Raw genomic sequence first — 16,212 nt, 5'->3', positions numbered from 1 at the left:
GAGCGTGGCGCGGGGACGGGTCTGCGGCGGGGGCGGTGCGGTCAGGCGGCGGCTCCGGAGCTGAGCTGGTCGAACACGCTGGCGGACCGCGAGAAGGCGGCGTCGATCGACTCGTTGGAGGAGCCCTGGGCCTCACCGTGCTCCCGGAGCGTCTGATTGAGCTCCTCGATCATCCGGTTCAGGTTCACCAGAATGGTGTCCACGTGCCCGTCCCACTGGTCCAGCAGCTTGCCGTAACTGCCGCCGTCCGCACCCTGGTAGCCGGAGGCGAGGTTGTGCCGGGTGGACTGGACGTCCTGCTTACAGTGTTGGACGCCGGTGTAGGCCTGTTCGAGGGCCTTGATCCCGTTCCGTGTTGCACCTTCTTCAGACTGCTGCATGGCCATCGGCAGACTTCCTTTCGCAGAATTCGCAGGCACGCGGGAAGCGTGACGCAGCCCGCTGCCAGACAGGGGGTACTGCGGCCCGGAGCGAGAGTCCTCAAGCCACGGGTGATCGCCGATTTTAGGGACGCACCAAGCCGCTTGGCAATCAACGAGAGCGGAGTCCGCGACTCCATAACTGCCGAATTTTGCTCACATGATAAATAGCGCAGAGAATTCAATGCTCAAGCGAGCAACGATCCATTGCCGTCAAGCATATTCTGGACATTGCGCACTCCCGTCACCGCGCTCCAGAACGACGACGTCACCGAGAGTCATACGGTGGAAACGAAAAAATTTACTCGGCAGACACGCCCGGAGGGCGCTTGGTCCTGTTTGCCCGACCAGCGGTCTCGCACCGCAGTGTCACCAGCCGCTCACCGGAGGACGCGGACTCGGCGGTGAGGTCCGGTCCCGTCGGCAGCATCGACAGCAGCTGCGTCGGCAGGGTCCGCGCCTTCACACCATCGAACCCCAGTGTCTTAATGGCCTCTTGGGACAGCAGTCGGTACTTCACGCCCTGGTCCGTCACCAGGAACGTGGTGTCGCCCAGCGCGCTGCCGCCGGCGCTCAGCGCCCGCACCAGCACGCCCCTGCCAGGCCGCACCGCGATGGCGTCGACCTTCAGACAGGCCGGTTCGATCTCCGGACCCGGAGCCTGCACGGCCTCCGGCAGGACACCGGCGGGCAATACAGCAGTAGCCACACGCGAACTGCCACCGGTGGAGTCGATGTTGGCGCACACGACGGACCCGGCTTCGACGTCGACCGCCTTCGGTGGTGTGAGGGGCAGCTGTCTTCCAGCGCCCGCCCCGGTCGCGGAGGGCGGAGCAAGGTGTCCGGTCAGCGCGTCGGCTCCGAGGGTCTGCGGGGAGGGGCCTGCTCCCCCGTATGCCTGGCGGGTCTTGGGGTCGCCGAGGACGAGAGCTGCCTCGGTCGCCGTGAGCGGGACGAGCCCGTTCTTGGTGAGCAGGTGGTACCGGGCGGCGGAGCCGGGGACGTCCACGCGGAAGATCTGCCCCACCCGCGTGGGCCGGCCGCCCAGGACCGGTCCCTGCTCGCCCCGGCCCGCGATGTCGGGGGGTGCGAGGTCGGGGCCCTGCGGGAAGGCGTCGACGAACGCCGTCGAGGCCGGACGCGGCGTGAGGGCCCCGTACCCCAGGGCCTTAGCGGCCTGGGCCACGCTGTCCAGGCGCAGCCTGCTGCCTTGCCATAGCAGGTAGGTGGTGCCGTCGGGGGCCGCGATCAGCAGTCCCTCATCACCGCCTAGCTTGCGCCCCTGGGTACCGTCCCCGCTGTTGTCCAGGCCGATTCCCAGAGTGGTGGTCACCGCCATGTCACCGCCCGCCTTGGGCCGGGTGCCCGAACACACCAGCCATGGCGCGTCGTCCAGGTCCGCGGTGCTCGGCAACTCCTCGGGAGCACCCGGGATACCGACGGGCGCACCATGCGGTGTCCCGGCCAACGAGGAGGTGGAAACCGTGGTGGTTTTGACGTTCTCTCCCGCGATCAGCCGGGCCGAGGTGTAGTTGCGTACGGGGCGCAGCCTGCCGTCCAGGTAGAGGTAGCGCGCGCCGGTGTCTTTGTTGACGACCAGGTTGCCCGCGGTGCGCCAGGAGTCATTTCCTCCGGGTTTGATGAGTCCGAAGACGAATGCGCCGGCGCACACCAGCACGGCGATGATCACTCCTGCCGCCGCGCCGCGGTTGGTCCTGCCGGAGGGGCTTTCGGGGGCGTCGGGGTCGCTGCGCAGCATGGCCGAGGCGAGCCTGCCCATGACGAACAGGTGGGCCTGTACCTGGTCTCGCTTGTTCTGCATGGTCTGGTCCTCCCGGCTCAGCCGTTGATGCCGCGCACGAGGCCGTAGACGCCGACGGACCACAGCATGAGCGGCAGCAGGCTCATCGCCGCGAGGGAGTGCAACAGTTCCGCCGCGCGCCCCCAGTAGGGCACCAGGCGCCGTCCGGGTACGGTCCAGGAGGCGATGGTGATGGCGGTGGTCAGGCCGAGCAGCCCGGCGGTGAGGGTCAGCCGGTGTCCGGGGTCCACGGCACGCGCGGCCACCAGCAGCAGGAGGGCGGCGCCCCAGGCTCCTGCAGCGGTGAGCGCGATGCGCTGCCAGCGGTTGCCCAGTCCCCGGCTGTGCAGCAGCAGCAGGAGGGACAGCGCCACCACGGTGAAGAATCCGGCGAGGTGGGGGCGGGCCATGAGTGCGGCCATGCAGGGCAGGCAGATTAGGCCGATGGCGCTGTGGAAGGCGGTCATCCAGCTGTCGGCCAGAATGGAGCGGGACTCGACCTCGGCGTTGGGGTAGGGGTCGATGCCCTCCTGAAGCTGCTGGGCGTTGGTGGGCAGGGGCGGCATCCGCATCCCGGAGAGCCGGAAGGACAGCGAGGGGACGAAGCCGCCGAACAGTACGACGACCACGGCGATGACGCTGGCCGCCTCTTCGGGGGTGCGGTCCACCAGCAACAGCACGGCGCCGAGCGCGCCGGATACCGCCACGACGGCCGCGCCGAGGAAGAGGGCGGGGTACATCCCCACCGCGGCCAGAGCGAGTACCGCCGCACCGCCGGCGGCGGCGGAGGCGGCCAGCAGCCGGGCGCCGAGTACGGCATTGCCCTCGGCTCCGGTCAGCGTCCCTCCGGGCAGAAGCCATCCGGCCAGCGCGAAGTAGAAGGTCGCCATGAAGCCGAGTACGGCGCCCGCTCCGGAGTCGCCGACGGCCCGAGTGGCCGCGCCTGCCCCGCCGATGAGCAGCAACCCGGCGATGGCTGCTGCCAGCGCCCTGAGCCAGCCGGCCACTCCCGGCGCGGCCAGGACAACCAGGCCGACGGCGAGGGTGCCCACGGCCAGGGCGTGCAGCAGGCGCCTGCTGGCGTCCGGGCTCCACCCGTGCGGGCTCTGCAGCAAGGTGGTGGAGATGCCGTCCACGAGGTCGTCAAGGTGCACTTCGGGCAAGGCTTCTGTCCGCGGCCGAAGGCAGAGGGCCTCGCCGTCGCGCAGGCCGAGGGAGTCCAAGGTACGCTCTGCGTCGAGCGGTGGTTCGCCGACGCGTTGGAGCACCCAACCTCCGTGTTCCAGCCCTGATTCTTCCAGGTTGTCACCTCCGTAGCTGATCACTGTGGGCAACAGGTCGGCGACGGGGACGTCGGCGGGTACGGCCAGGTCAATGGTCCTGGCGGGGGCACGTACGGTGAGGCGGCACAGGTTTGCCACCTGAGCGTCGGTCATAGGTCTGTTCGCGCTTCCTGACGGGCCGCGGAGATTCGCGGTGTTGGGAACGGTGAACGCGCACGCGAATCGGACACCGGCCGAAGGTCGGGTCGGGGGCGTGGCACGTGCCGATGAGTCTGGCGTCCCGGCGGTCCTTTTTGCAACGGCCAGAAGGAAATCACTTCTATCGCGGCGGAGAAATTCCGGGTTCGCCACCCGGCGATTAGTCGTTGTCATTTCGGCATCAGCATCGACTTGTATCCATTTCAGCGTGACCGGACGAACAGAATCGGCGTGTAAATCATTCGAGGAGGCCATTCATTGAGCGTGATCTTGTTCCGCAGGCCGGCACGCCGCCGGGGTCCGGAAATGCCGTCGGGAGAAATTACCCTGCAGGAGCCGCCGACGCTTCCGGAAGTCGTCCCCGACAGTTCCGCGGTGTGGACGTACCTGCCGATGGCGCTGATGTCGGTCTCCATGATGCTGATGTTCATGCGGCCCGGTATGGGAGGTATGCAGGGTGGCGGCGGGTTCATGTACATCGCGCTGGGGCTGATGCTGGTTGGCTCAGCTGCGATGATGGTGGGTCAGGTGATGCGCCGGAATTCCGAGCGCAAACAGCGTCTGAAGGGCGAGCGCCGTGACTATCTGCGCTACCTGGGCCAGACCAGGCGCAAGGTACGGGCGTCCATCGCCGATCAGCAGCGGGCTCTGGCCTGGCGGCATCCGGAGCCGGAGGCGCTGTCGTCGTTCGCCCGCAGCACGCGGCTGTGGGAGCGCCGGGCATCGGACGAGGACTTCGCGGAGGTGCGGATCGGTGTCGGTGATCAGCGCGTCGCGGTGAAGCTGACCCCGCTGTCGACGAAACCGGTGGAGGACCTGGAACCGCTGTCCGCGCACGCCCTGCGCAGCTTCACCCGTGCCTACACCACCGTGTCCGACCAGCCCATCGCCATCTATCTGCGCGCTTGGTCCAAAGTGCTCTTCCGCGGTGATCAGGACCATATCCGCGGTGTGGTGCGCGCCCTGCTCGCTCAGCTTGCGGTCTTCCACTCCCCCGACGATGTGTGGATCGCCCTGTGCGTCTCCGATGAGCACCGGGCGCAGTGGGAGTGGGTCAAGTGGCTGCCGCACCTGCTGCACCGGTACGAGCACGACGGCGCCGGGCCGGCACGGATGATCGCTTCGGCGTTCAACGAGCTGGAGAACCTGCTGGGGGCGGAGTTCCAGGAGCGCCCCGCGGCGGATCCGGACGTGCCACCGGGCCTGGAGGAGCCCTTCACGGTAGTCGTGGTCGACGGCTGCCCCGTGCCCGCGGGCCACCGCTTCGACGGACTCGGCTTCCGCAACGCCGTGGTGCTGGACCTTACCGGCGAGCTGACCTGGAAGCCCGGACGCACCACGCTGCGCCTTCAGGTCGAGGAGGACAGCGTCGCGCTCGTGCGCACCGACCGCGAACGCAAGGAGCAGACGACGCGGCTTGGCGTACCCGACCGGTTCGGGCCGGTGGGCGCACAGGCCCTGGCCCGGCTGCTGGCGCCGTATCGGATGGGCATGGGCGGGGAGGTGTCCGAACCGTTCTCCAGTGATGTGGAGCTGACCACGCTGCTGAACATCCCCGACCTGTACCGGCACGATCCGCCGACGCTGTGGCAGCGCTACACGGGCAGTGCGCGGCTGCGGGTGCCGATCGCGGTCAGCGTCGACGGCAGGCCTGTCGAGCTGGATATCAAGGAGTCCGCGCAGGGGGGTACCGGGCCGCACGGCATGCTCATCGGTGCGACCGGATCCGGTAAGAGCGAGCTGTTGCGGACGCTGGTGCTCGCGCTGGCGCTGACCAACTCCTCCGAAACGCTCAACTTCGTCCTGGTGGACTTCAAGGGCGGTGCCACGTTCCTGGGGCTGGACGAACTGCCGCACACCTCCGCGGTCATCACCAACCTGGCTGACGAGGTGGCGTTGGTTGCCCGGATGCAGGACGCCCTGCAGGGCGAACTGATCAGGCGTCAGGAGTTGCTCCGGGCCGCTGGGAACTACACCTCAGCCTTGGAGTACGAGAAGGCCCGCGCCTCCGGTGCGCCGCTGCAGCCTCTGCCGAGCCTGTTCGTGGTGGTGGACGAGTTCAGCGAGCTGCTGGCTGCGCACCGCGATTTCATGGAGCTGTTCGTGATGATCGGCCGCCTCGGCCGCAGTCTGGGGGTGCACCTGCTGCTGGCCTCGCAGCGCCTGGACGAGGGCCGGATGCACAGCCTGGAGAGCCATCTGTCCTACCGCATCGGCCTGCGCACGTTCTCGGCCATGGAGAGCCGTGGTGTGCTGGGCGTGCAGGACGCCTATGAGCTGCCGGCGCAGCCCGGCAGCGGCTTCCTCAAAAGCGGCGTGGACGCGCTGACCCGGTTCCGCGCCGCGTACGTCTCCGGGCCCTACCGGCAGCGCCGCAGCACGGTGGTCCAGGCCCAGGTGGCCAGCCAGGTGGTGCCGTGGACCTCCGACTGGGTGGTGCCGCGCACCTCCGCGGAGACGGAGGTGTCAGGGAATCAGGATGAGCCGGAGACCGACGGCGCCGAGGAAGAGGGCGGCGACACATTGTTGTCGGTGGCCCTGGACCGGCTGCGTGCCTCGGGCCCGCCGGCCCACCAGGTGTGGCTGCCCCCGCTGGATCAGCCCTCCACGCTCGACCAGATCCTGCCCCCGCTCGCGCCCGATGCGCGCTACGGGCTCACCACCGCCGGGTGGGCGCTGCGGGGCAGGCTCACCGTGCCGGTGGGCATCATCGACCGGCCTTTCGAGCAGCGTCGCGACTTGATGACGGTGGATCTGTCGTCGGCCGGCGGACACGTGGCGGTTGCAGGCGGTCCGCAGAGCGGCAAGAGCACGCTGGTCAGGACGCTGATCACCGCACTGGCTTTGACGCACACCCCGCGTGAAGTCCAGTTCTACTGCCTGGACTTCGGCGGTGGCACCCTGGTGGGCCTGAGCGGCCTGCCGCACATGAGCGGTGTGGCGACACGGGTGGACACCGAGCGGGTGGGACGCACGATCGCCGAGGTCAATTCCCTGCTCAGCAGGCGGGAGCGGTTCTTCGTCGAGCACGGCATCGACTCCATGCCGACCTACCGCAAGCGCCGCGCCGCCGGGGAGTTCTCGGACGAGCCGCACGGGGACGTCTTCTTGGTCATCGACGGCTGGTCCACGGTGCGCCAGGACTTCGACCAGCACATCCCCACCTTCAACGCACTGGCCGCGCGCGGGCTCAACTACGGCGTCCACCTGATCGTCACTACCGCCCGGTGGGTGGAGCTGTCGGCTGCCGTACGCGACCAGGCCGGCACCCGGCTGGAACTGCGGATGGGCGACCCGATGGACTCCCACATCGACTCCCGCAAGGCGGCCTCGGTGCCGCGCAGCCCCGGCCGGGGTCTGACCGCGGACAAGCTGCACTACCTGGCGGCGCTGCCGCGTATCGACGGGGTGGAGGACGCCGACGACCTTGCTGACGGCGTCACCGGTCTGGTCTCGGCGATCAGCGAGAGCTGGTCGGGGCCGCCCGCGCCGCCGGTACGGATGCTGCCGACCCGGCTGCTGCTCGACGAACTGCCCGCGCCCCAGCCGGAGGGCGGTCTGCGGATCTGCGTCGGCCTGGAGGAGAACGAACTCTCCCCGGTCTGGCACGACTTCTCCGAGAACCCGCACCTGGTCGTGGTGGGGGACAACGAGTGCGGCAAGACCAACATGCTGCGGGTGATCGCCAAGGGCATCACCGGCCGGTTCTCACCGGCCGAGGCCCGCATCATGACTGTGGACTACCGGCGGCAGCTGGTGGAGGCCGTCCCCGAGGAATACCGGCTCGGGCACGCCGTGTCCCTGGACGTCCTCAAGGAGCTCCTCGACGGTGCCGCCAAGGCAGTCCGGCAGCGGGTACCCGGGGAGGACATCGCTCCGGCGCGGATGAAACTGTGCGACTGGTGGACCGGGCCGAGGCTGTTCATCCTGGTCGACGACTATGACATGGTCGGCGGCAACCCGATGGTGCAACCGTTCGCCCCGCTGCTGGACTACCTGGCGCTCGGCCACGAGGTCGGCCTGCACCTGGTGGTGGCCCGTGCGGCCGCCGGCGCCGGGCGCGGACTGAACGAGGCGCTGCTGCGCAAGCTGCAGGAAGTCAACAGCCCTGCCCTGCTCATGTCGTGCCCGCCCAGCGAGGGCTATCTGTTCGGCAACGTCAAGGGACGCGAGCTCATCCCCGGCCGGGCGCTGCGCATCGCCCGGCGCAGGGCCGTACAAGTGCAGACCCCGCTGCTGGAGGACGACGAGCGGTGACGAAACGTCAGCTAGGTGTGCCCGGCTCCGGGGCCAACCGGCTCCGGAGCCGGGCACGGGCTGGGTCCGCGGTGCGCCTACTGGCCGGGGGCAGCGGCATCCGGCGGCCGGCCAGGCGGCGGCCGGACCCGTGCCCGGCCGCGCGGGATCACCGCGGCCGCGGCCGCCGGCAGCACCAGCGCAAGGCTGCCACCGGCGACTGCCCAAGCACGCACGCCGGGGGCGGGCTCAGCCAGCGCCGGCATGTGTGCTGGCGGGGCGGCCGCCCGGGCGGCCGTGCCGTGCGGCAGGGTCATGGTCATGGCGGCATACCGGTCGAGCCGGGGAGTGTCCGCGGGGTAGGCGGCCTCGAGCAGGTGCCAAGAGACTTCCTTGGCGGTCCCGTGGGGGTGATGCGCTCTGACCAGCGCCGCGGCCCCGGCGGTGCAGCCCGCTGTCAGCGAGGCGCCGGAGCCGATGTAGTGGCCCCAGCCGCGAGGCCCGATGCCGACCATCGCGCCGCCCGGTGCGGACAGGTGAAGTGCGTGGGCGGGCGGAGCGTCCTTCTGCCCCGGCCCGCTGGGCGCGAAGTCCACCACGGACAGCACTCCGGGCGCGGCGGCGGGCCAGTACGGACCGGTCGGCCGCTGCGCTTCGGGGCCGGGCTCCCCCGGGGGAACGGCGTCCGGGGCGACGGGGGCCACGACGCGCGCGCCACCCCGCGCGGCACAGGTGGCGGCCTGGGTCAGCTCCGCCGCTCCGGTCCGCAGCGCGTAGCCGACGTAGATGACATCCGCGCGGCGGTCGGCTGCCTCCCGGATGCCACCGGCGGCCTGCTGCGGGCTGGGCGCACTCCGGTCGTCGGTGCTCTTGAAGGCGGTAACCCGCGCCTGGGCGGCCATGCCCACCCCATCACTGCCCTGGGTCCGGACCGCGGCAAGCAGGCCCGCCGCGAAGGTGCCGTGCCCGACGCCGTCGCTGCCCGCCGCGCCAGCGGCGCTCACCCGGCCAGGCAAGGCGGGGGCTTGGAGGGCGACGCCGGCGTCGACCACCACCATCTTCACGCCGGCGCCTTTGGACAGCTGATGAATCCTGGGCAGCGCGAGCGTCGACTGCGCCCAGGTCTTCCGGCCGCTGTCCGGCCGGATGCCGTGGCGCATGGTTTGGCCTGGCCGAGCCGGACCGACAGCGGTGGCAGCAGGGTGAGGCCATCGCCCGGGGATGGCGATGGCGCTGCCGGCACGGCGACGGGCGACGCGGTGACCCGCAGGGCGAGTGCCGCCGCGGCCATGAGGGGCACGAGCAGCTGTGTCGCGGGACGTCGTATGGCGCGCATGATGAGCACAGCCCGCCCGCGGCGGCGCGGCCGGACCGGCTGCCGGGCGTCCGACGATCCGGTCACGGCGGTTTTCTTCCTGATGCGCAGTCAGGCCAGCTTGTCCCCCTGTCGCCGCATGGGCGGCATGGTGGTCTGCCCGTCTTTGGCCTGGCGGGCCGCACGGCCCACCGGGCAGCACACAGGTTCGTGCCCTGCATGCCTGCGCCTCATCGCGCAGGGGCAGGGAGGCAACACCCATCCCAGGAGGTTCGAAGCGCGTGTCACGGCAGTTGCTCACAGTCGGCACGGAACGGTCGGGCGGTTTCCAGACGATCGTCGACGCACTGGCCCAGGCGCGTACCGGCGCGGTGATCCGGGTCGGGCCGGGGCGCTACGCGGAGAACCTGGTCATCAGGACCCGGGTGACCATCGTCGCCGAGGGCGAGGACGGGGCCGTGGAGATCTGCCCGCGCCGTGGCAGCGCGATCAGCCTCATGGCGGACGCGGTCATGCTCAGCGGCCTCACCCTGCGCGGACATGACAAGGAAGCGGCGGTGGTGGACGTACCGGCCGGGCAGGCCGCCCTGGACGGCTGCACCGTCACCGGCGCGGGCTGGAGCGCGCTGCTGGTGCGCGGCACCGGCTCGCTGGCCGCCCGCAACTGCCGGATCAGCAATCCCGGTGGCGCTGGCATCGTCGACACCTCGCCGGCCGGAAGTGTCATCGAGGACTGCCGGTTCGAGAACTTCGGCACCTCCGCGGTGGTCATCGCTGAGGGGGGTGACCCCACGATCCGCGGCTGCCGGATGCGCGGCGCCCGGGGCAACGGCGTGCTGGCCAACGGCGATGCCAGGGGCACGGTCCAGGGTTGCGACATCTCCGGTACCGACAAGCCCGGTATCGCCCTGGAGGGCCACAGTTCCACCCGGATCCTCGGCACCGCCGTCCACGACACCTCAGTGGGTCTGCTGGTCACCAGCGTCTCCCGGCCGGAGATCGAGGAGACCACCTTCGAGTCGATCACGCAGAGCGCGATCGTCGTCTCCGCAGGCGCCGACCCGCTGCTGCGCCGCTGTGTCAGCCGGCGCACCAAGGGCAACGGTCTGGTCGTCCTCGACCGCTCTCGGGGCACCGTGGAGGCGTGCGAGTTCATCGCCGCGGCGGAACCGGCCATCCGGATCGCCGAGCACAGTACGCCGACGCTGACCGACACGGTCGTGCGGGACTGCACCCACGAAGGCGGGGCGGTGCTGCTGACGGACAGCTCCGCCGCGGAGTTCGACCGTCTTCAGGTGGTCGACGCTGCAGGTGTGGGCATCTGCGTGCGGTCGGCCGCCGATCCGCTGCTGCGCCGGGCCAGAGTTGTGGGCTCGGGCGGGCACGGCATCGAGGTCACCGACGACGGACGCGGCCGCCTGGAGCACTGCGAGATCGATTCGGCGGGCGGCTCGGCGCTGTACCTGAGCGATGACGCGAAACCCGAGATCACCGACACCGTGATGATCTCCCCCGCCGGATCGGGTGTCACGGTGGGCGAACGCGGCCGGGGTACGCTGCGCGACTGCCGTATTGAGGGTAGCGGCGAAGCGGGCGTGAGCGTCCACACCACGGGCGAGATCGCCTTGGAACGCATCCGCATCGAGGGGGCCAAGGCCCACGGGGTACTCATATCCCACGGCGGACGGGCCGATCTGATGGGCTGTGAGATTACTGGTAGCACGGGCGACGGCGTACGCGTCGACAGCGCGGAGACGGTGTCGGTCAACCGGTGCGTGGTGCGCGACAACCGCGGAGCGGGCCTGAAGCAGAGCCGCAGCAGCGACCGGCTGTCGGTGGAAGCACTGGCCAGCGCGGACAACGGGGCCGCCGACCACTGGGGCGAGGACGTGGCGGACACCGGCGCCGGCGGACCGGGCGGGGCGTCCGGTGGCGAGGGGGGCCGGGAAGGCCCACTGGCCGAACTGGAAACGCTCGTCGGCCTGGAGAACGTCAAGCACCAGGTCCGCACCCTTGTCAACCTCAATCAGCTCGCCGAACGCCGCCGCCGGCTCGGGATGCCCGTCCCCCCGATGAGCCGGCACCTGGTCTTCGCCGGCCCTCCGGGCACCGGCAAGACCACAGTCGCCCGTCTGTACGGCAGCATCCTGGCGTCCCTGGGCGTCCTGCGCACCGGCCACCTCGTGGAGGTCGCCCGCGCCGATCTGGTCGCCCAGGTCATCGGCGGTACGGCCATCAAGACCACCGAGGCGTTCAACAGCGCTTTGGGCGGTGTGCTGTTCATCGACGAGGCCTACACCCTCACCCCGGAGGGTGCCTCGTCCAACGACTTCGGACGCGAGGCGGTGGACACCCTACTGAAGCTGATGGAGGACCACCGCGACGACGTCGTGGTGGTCGCGGCCGGATACTCCCAGCAAATGGAGTCATTTTTGACCGCCAACCCGGGTTTGGCGTCACGGTTCACCCGCACCATCGAGTTCGACAACTACTCGGTGGAGGAGCTGGTGACCATTACCGAGAACATGTGCGTCGGCCACGGCTACGAGCTGGGGCCGATGACCGCCGAGGCACTGGCGCTGCACTTCGAGCAGATGACCCGCGACGCGACCTTCGGCAACGGCCGTGCCGCCCGGGGGGTGTTCGAGGAGATGGTGGACCGGCAGGCGGTCCGGCTCGCCATGATATCCGACCCGAGCGAGAAGGACTTGTCACTGCTTCTGCCGCAGGACGTGGGGGAGGCCGAGGCAGCGGCTTTGGATGGCACGCAGCAGGACACCGACGACCAGGCCACCCCGATGGTCCGACTGGAGGCCATGATCGGTCTGTCCGCGGTCAAGCGCGAGGTGACCGACCTGGTCAACCTGCTGGCCAATGCCCGGCAGCGCGCCGCGGCAGGGCTGCCCACCCCCAAGATCAGCAACCACCTGGTGTTCACCGGCTCACCCGGAACAGGGAAGACCACTGTCGCCCGGCTGTACGCCGAACTACTGCACTCCCTGGGAGTGCTGCCTCGCGCGCACCTGGTGGAAGTCGCCCGCGCCGACCTGGTGGGACAGTACGTCGGACACACCGCCCAGCTCACCAAGGAGGTCTTTTCCAGCGCTTTGGGCGGTGTGCTGTTCATCGACGAGGCCTACACCCTCACTCCCGAGGGCTCCTCCAACGACTTCGGACGCGAGGCCGTCGACACTCTCCTGAAGCTGATGGAGGACCACCGCGACGACGTCGTGGTCATCGTCGCCGGCTACACCGAGGAGATGGAGCGCTTCCTGGCCTCCAACCCCGGGCTGTCCTCCCGCTTCTCCCGGTACGTGCACTTCGAGGACTACAGCACACCAGAACTGGTCTCCATTATCGAACGGCAGGCGGCGGAAATGGGCTACGAGTGCTCCCCAGAGACTCTGGCCGCGCTGCGCGCCCGTGTCGACGCGATCCCCCGGGACCGCTCGTTCGGCAACGCACGGCTCGCCCGCCAGCTGCTGGAGAACATGATGACGCGTCAAGCCAGGCGGCTGGGGGGTCTGAAGGCGCCCACGGTCGCCGATTTGAAGTCCCTGCTCGCTCAGGACCTGGACGACCCTGGTCGCGCCGTATCGAGCCCACCCGCGTCGTGACCGCGCGGCGTCGCCGCCCGCGCGTTTATCGGCTCTCCAGCGTCTGGCAGCCGGCTCATTGCCCCTTCACACCCCCCGCCGCCGGAGGATAACTTGCATCCGCCGCAAGGCCCTGGGGCACAGGCAGGCCGTCAAGCCAAATGTCGCACAGGTCCGGATGCCCCACCGAGGGTGGCGTGCGCTGGAATGTGAAGGGCGGACTTGGCGGGGTCCTACCATTTCTACGCCCGCTCAGGATTTGGTGCTCCGGCCGTCGCGTACCGACATGGCGGCTGACCGGCTTGCGCCCGCAGGCGTTCCTCATCCGATTCCAGCGAATCGTCAATTTGCATGGTCCGTCACCGAAGATATGGCAACAAAATGCTCACTTGAGCGACCTGTATAGGACGCGGCTGCCCAGATGAGCGCATTCGCTCCGCCCGCTACCAGTTGTTCACGGCGTTGCATTGAACTGCCCGGTCGCGTCATGCAATAATCTCTCCGCAATTCGACGCTATTCCCCTCCCCCGGCCACCTCATATGGGCGTGGGCCCTATCGCCCCACCGGAGCTCCGAGTATGCGACGTTCCACCTTCAACGGGACCTGGCGTGGGAGAAGTCGCTGACGGTGAAGGCGCCTGGCATACCGCCGCGCCCTCTCCCCGCGGCGTCGCCAGGAAGGGACTTCTACCACTGCCTCAGCGATCCGTTGATGCGGCCGGTGCGGGAAAGCCTCCAGCCGGCGGTCCCCAACGCGTCAACCTGACCGAACAGCCAGCCGTACCACTCCCGCGGAGAGCGCTACCTCGCCGTTGCCGTGTGATCACCCCGCCCACCGTGTCCTGCTGTCCCGGAAAGGCCACGATGTCCCACGCCGCACTCTACTGGCCGACCGGCCCCGCGGATGGCGCACACCAGCTGCGCATCGTCTGGAGGTGTCCGAGAGCCGGAAGTGCCGAGACGCGCGGGCAGAAAGCGGGGCGACAGAGCGCCCGATTCGGGCATCCCAGCGGTCTTCGGAAGCGCGACGGCCAAGCACGCAACGGGTTCGAGGGGCCGAAGGCGGACACGCCCGGTCACGACCCCTGCCAACGGAGCCGGTCACCGCAGTTCAGCGCTCATGGAAATTTCACGCGACGCGCGAAGGGGCGCGGCTTCGGTCATGGATCACGAAAGAGGAGGCACCTGCCATGGATGGCGAACGGAGACGCCAGGCCATACTCGAGCTGGCGCGGCGGACCGGGGCGGTCGATGTCGGCAAGCTCGCCGCGGACTTCGGGGTGTCCAAGGAGACCGCGCGCCGTGATCTGCGCGTCCTCGAGGAACATGGCCGGGTGCGGCGCACCCACGGCGGGGCGCACCCGGTAGAGAGTGCCGGTTTCGAGACCAATCTGGCCCTCCGCTCCACCATGCACGTACCGGAGAAGTCACGGATCGCCGAAGCGGCCGTCAAACTGGTCGGTGCCGCCGAGACGCTGTACATCGACGAGGGGTTCACCCCTCAACTGATAGCTCAGGCGCTGCCCCAGGACCGGAGGCTGACGGTGATCACCGCCTCGCTGGTGACGGCCGGGATGTTGGCCACCCGCGAGTGGATCACCGTACTGCTGCTGGGCGGCCGGGTGCGCGGGGGCACGCTGGCCACTGTCGACCACTGGGCGACCCGCATGCTGTCGGGCTTCGTCATCGACCTGGCGTTCATAGGCGGCAACGGCATCGCCCGCAAGCACGGCCTGACCACTCCCGACCCCGCGGTCAGCCAGGTCAAGGCACAAGTGATGCGGGTGTCCCGGCGGAGGGTGTTCGTCGGGGTGCACACCAAGTTCGGAGCGGTGAGCTTCTGCCGGTTCGCCGATGTGCCCGACCTCGAGGCCATCATCACCGACACCAGGCTGCCGGCCACCGAAGCGCATCGCTACTCGCTCCTGGGACCCCAGGTCATCCGGGTGTAGCCCGGCTGGCCACCCTGGGCTCCCACCTTGTCTGTACGTGAGCGGGCTCGTTCTGAACCTCCTGAGCCCACTACCAACCCCTCCCCCACCGAGCCGATCGGGAACCTCCATTCCAGTCGGGAGGCGGCCACCATCGAAATTGCGCGCGACTGGCGGGGCACGCCTGTACCGCCTGTGCCGGTACAGGCGTCTCCATGGCTGCCGTCCATGGTCCTGCCCGCGCAACTGATCGACAACTTGACGCCGGTCGTCTCGCCCTTCTGATGGCGGGACTGCGGGAATGTGAGTGTGATGCAAATGAAGGCTCCTGCAGCCGCACCGACCCTCGCCCTGTGCGCCGCTGGCATCGTTCTGCGCCCGGCAACGGCTGAGTCTGGCGGCTTTCCAATGGTGCGAGACCCAAGGGAGCCCTACTGGTCGCTGCCGTGCGCCGGCTGACGGGCCCGCGGGCGTGATCGCACCGGCTGCTGCGAGAGGCGAGGAATGTTGGGCCAGAACTGGCTCGAAGAAGAAGGTTGGGACCCGCAGTGGGACCCAACTGCCGGGGGGAGCCTTCGATTCCGCAAGCCGGGCGCCCGGAGTGCGGAAGTCTCCCGGGCAAGGACGGAAGATTCCACCACCAAGAGCGCCCAGTCTCTGCAGCGACTGCTCGAGGACGCCGTCGCAGCACTGGTCAACCGCGAGCGTGACCAGCGTGGACTGGTCTGCTTGGTCACCGATGAGCGCCTGCGGGATGCCGCGCGGAGCCACAGCGAGGACATGGCACGGCGGCAGTTCTTCGACCACTTCACGCCCGAAGGGCTGTCGCCGGCCGACCGCATGCTGGCATACGGATTTCCGCTCCCTGCCGCGGAGAACATAGCCGCCGGCCAGCCCCACCCCCTGATAGTGATGGCCGGGTGGATGAACAGCCCGGGTCACCGGGTCAACATCCTGAACGAGGACGTCCGGGTCATCGGCGTAGGTGTGTACCTCGCCCAGGACGGACCCGTGTGGACGCAGAACTTCGGCTACGCGTGAGGCTGCCCTCGCCGTACGCCGCCGTGTTGCGGATCGCGTGCCCGGGGAGGCCTGAGGGCCACCGGGCCACTGGACGAGTAGTTCCCTGGCCCTCCCCGGCTAGGGCGCCTACAGCGCCAGCAAGGGGCTCGGCACCAGGTCACCCGCGCCAACGGAGCCATGATCTGACCGCCCTCCGGCCCGGACGGGGGGGGGGGGGGGGGGGGGGGGCCCCCCCCGGGCCCCCCCCCCGGGGCGGGGGGGGGGGGGGCGCCCCGCGGGGGGGGGGGGGGGGGGGGGGGGGGGGGGGGGGGGGGGGGCACGTGGGGTGGGCTTAGCGGCTGACGGCCGGTGGGCGGGTGGAGGTGGAGGCGGGGCGTCACATCAGCCTCACTAGCCTCACCAGTCGCGGT

Annotated in this window: 8 protein-coding genes; 4 read left to right on the top strand and 4 right to left on the bottom strand. The window is 69.6% G+C overall.

Annotation, left to right across the window (positions count from 1 at the left end; translation table 11 throughout):
* Positions 1–41: 41 nt before the first annotated feature.
* The 3 genes from ACIBBH_RS37685 to eccD all read right to left on the bottom strand — a co-directional run bounded on the left by ACIBBH_RS37685 (position 42) and on the right by eccD (position 3,656).
* On the bottom strand, positions 42–386 hold the full coding sequence (locus ACIBBH_RS37685) for a hypothetical protein (RefSeq protein ID WP_399412679.1): 345 nt from the start codon (positions 384–386) through the stop codon (positions 42–44).
* Positions 387–720: 334 nt separating this feature from the next.
* Positions 721–2,241, bottom strand: coding sequence for a type VII secretion protein EccB (gene eccB / locus ACIBBH_RS37680; RefSeq protein ID WP_399412677.1), 1,521 nt, complete (start codon positions 2,239–2,241; stop codon positions 721–723).
* Between the two features lie 17 nt (positions 2,242–2,258).
* A complete protein-coding gene (eccD, locus tag ACIBBH_RS37675) occupies positions 2,259–3,656 on the bottom strand; it encodes a type VII secretion integral membrane protein EccD (RefSeq protein ID WP_399412675.1) in 1,398 nt (465 codons plus the stop codon).
* A gap of 351 nt (positions 3,657–4,007) precedes the next feature.
* Between eccD and eccCa the strand changes: the two genes are divergently transcribed.
* The gene (gene eccCa, locus ACIBBH_RS37670; RefSeq protein ID WP_399412711.1) at positions 4,008–7,958 is read left to right on the top strand and encodes a type VII secretion protein EccCa; all 3,951 of its coding nucleotides are present in this window, start codon (positions 4,008–4,010) and stop codon (positions 7,956–7,958) included.
* Positions 7,959–8,035: 77 nt separating this feature from the next.
* On the opposite strand, the gene ACIBBH_RS37665 is transcribed toward eccCa, so the two are convergent.
* Positions 8,036–9,097, bottom strand: a complete 1,062-nt coding sequence (locus ACIBBH_RS37665; RefSeq protein ID WP_399412673.1) for a S8 family serine peptidase — start codon at positions 9,095–9,097, stop codon at positions 8,036–8,038.
* A 436-nt stretch (positions 9,098–9,533) separates the two neighbouring features.
* Here ACIBBH_RS37665 and ACIBBH_RS37660 point away from each other — a divergent pair, with 436 nt between their 5' ends.
* From ACIBBH_RS37660 to ACIBBH_RS37650, 3 genes are all read left to right on the top strand, one after another.
* Positions 9,534–12,869, top strand: coding sequence for a right-handed parallel beta-helix repeat-containing protein (locus tag ACIBBH_RS37660; RefSeq protein ID WP_399412670.1), 3,336 nt, complete (start codon positions 9,534–9,536; stop codon positions 12,867–12,869).
* A 1,169-nt stretch (positions 12,870–14,038) separates the two neighbouring features.
* Positions 14,039–14,800: a DeoR/GlpR family DNA-binding transcription regulator gene (locus tag ACIBBH_RS37655; protein ID WP_399412668.1), complete on the top strand. Its 762-nt coding sequence runs from the start codon at positions 14,039–14,041 to the stop codon at positions 14,798–14,800.
* A gap of 483 nt (positions 14,801–15,283) precedes the next feature.
* Complete coding sequence (locus ACIBBH_RS37650) at positions 15,284–15,820, top strand: CAP domain-containing protein (protein WP_399412666.1); 537 nt, start codon at positions 15,284–15,286, stop codon at positions 15,818–15,820.
* The last annotated feature ends 392 nt before the right edge of the window (positions 15,821–16,212 follow it).

Origin of the sequence: Streptomyces sp. NPDC051636, from assembly GCF_044453765.1 — a bacterium.
Taxonomy (GTDB): Bacteria; Actinomycetota; Actinomycetes; order Streptomycetales; family Streptomycetaceae; genus Streptomyces.
The sequence above is the reverse complement of the archived record's forward strand: the minus strand, read 5'-3'. Positions and strand labels throughout refer to the sequence as shown.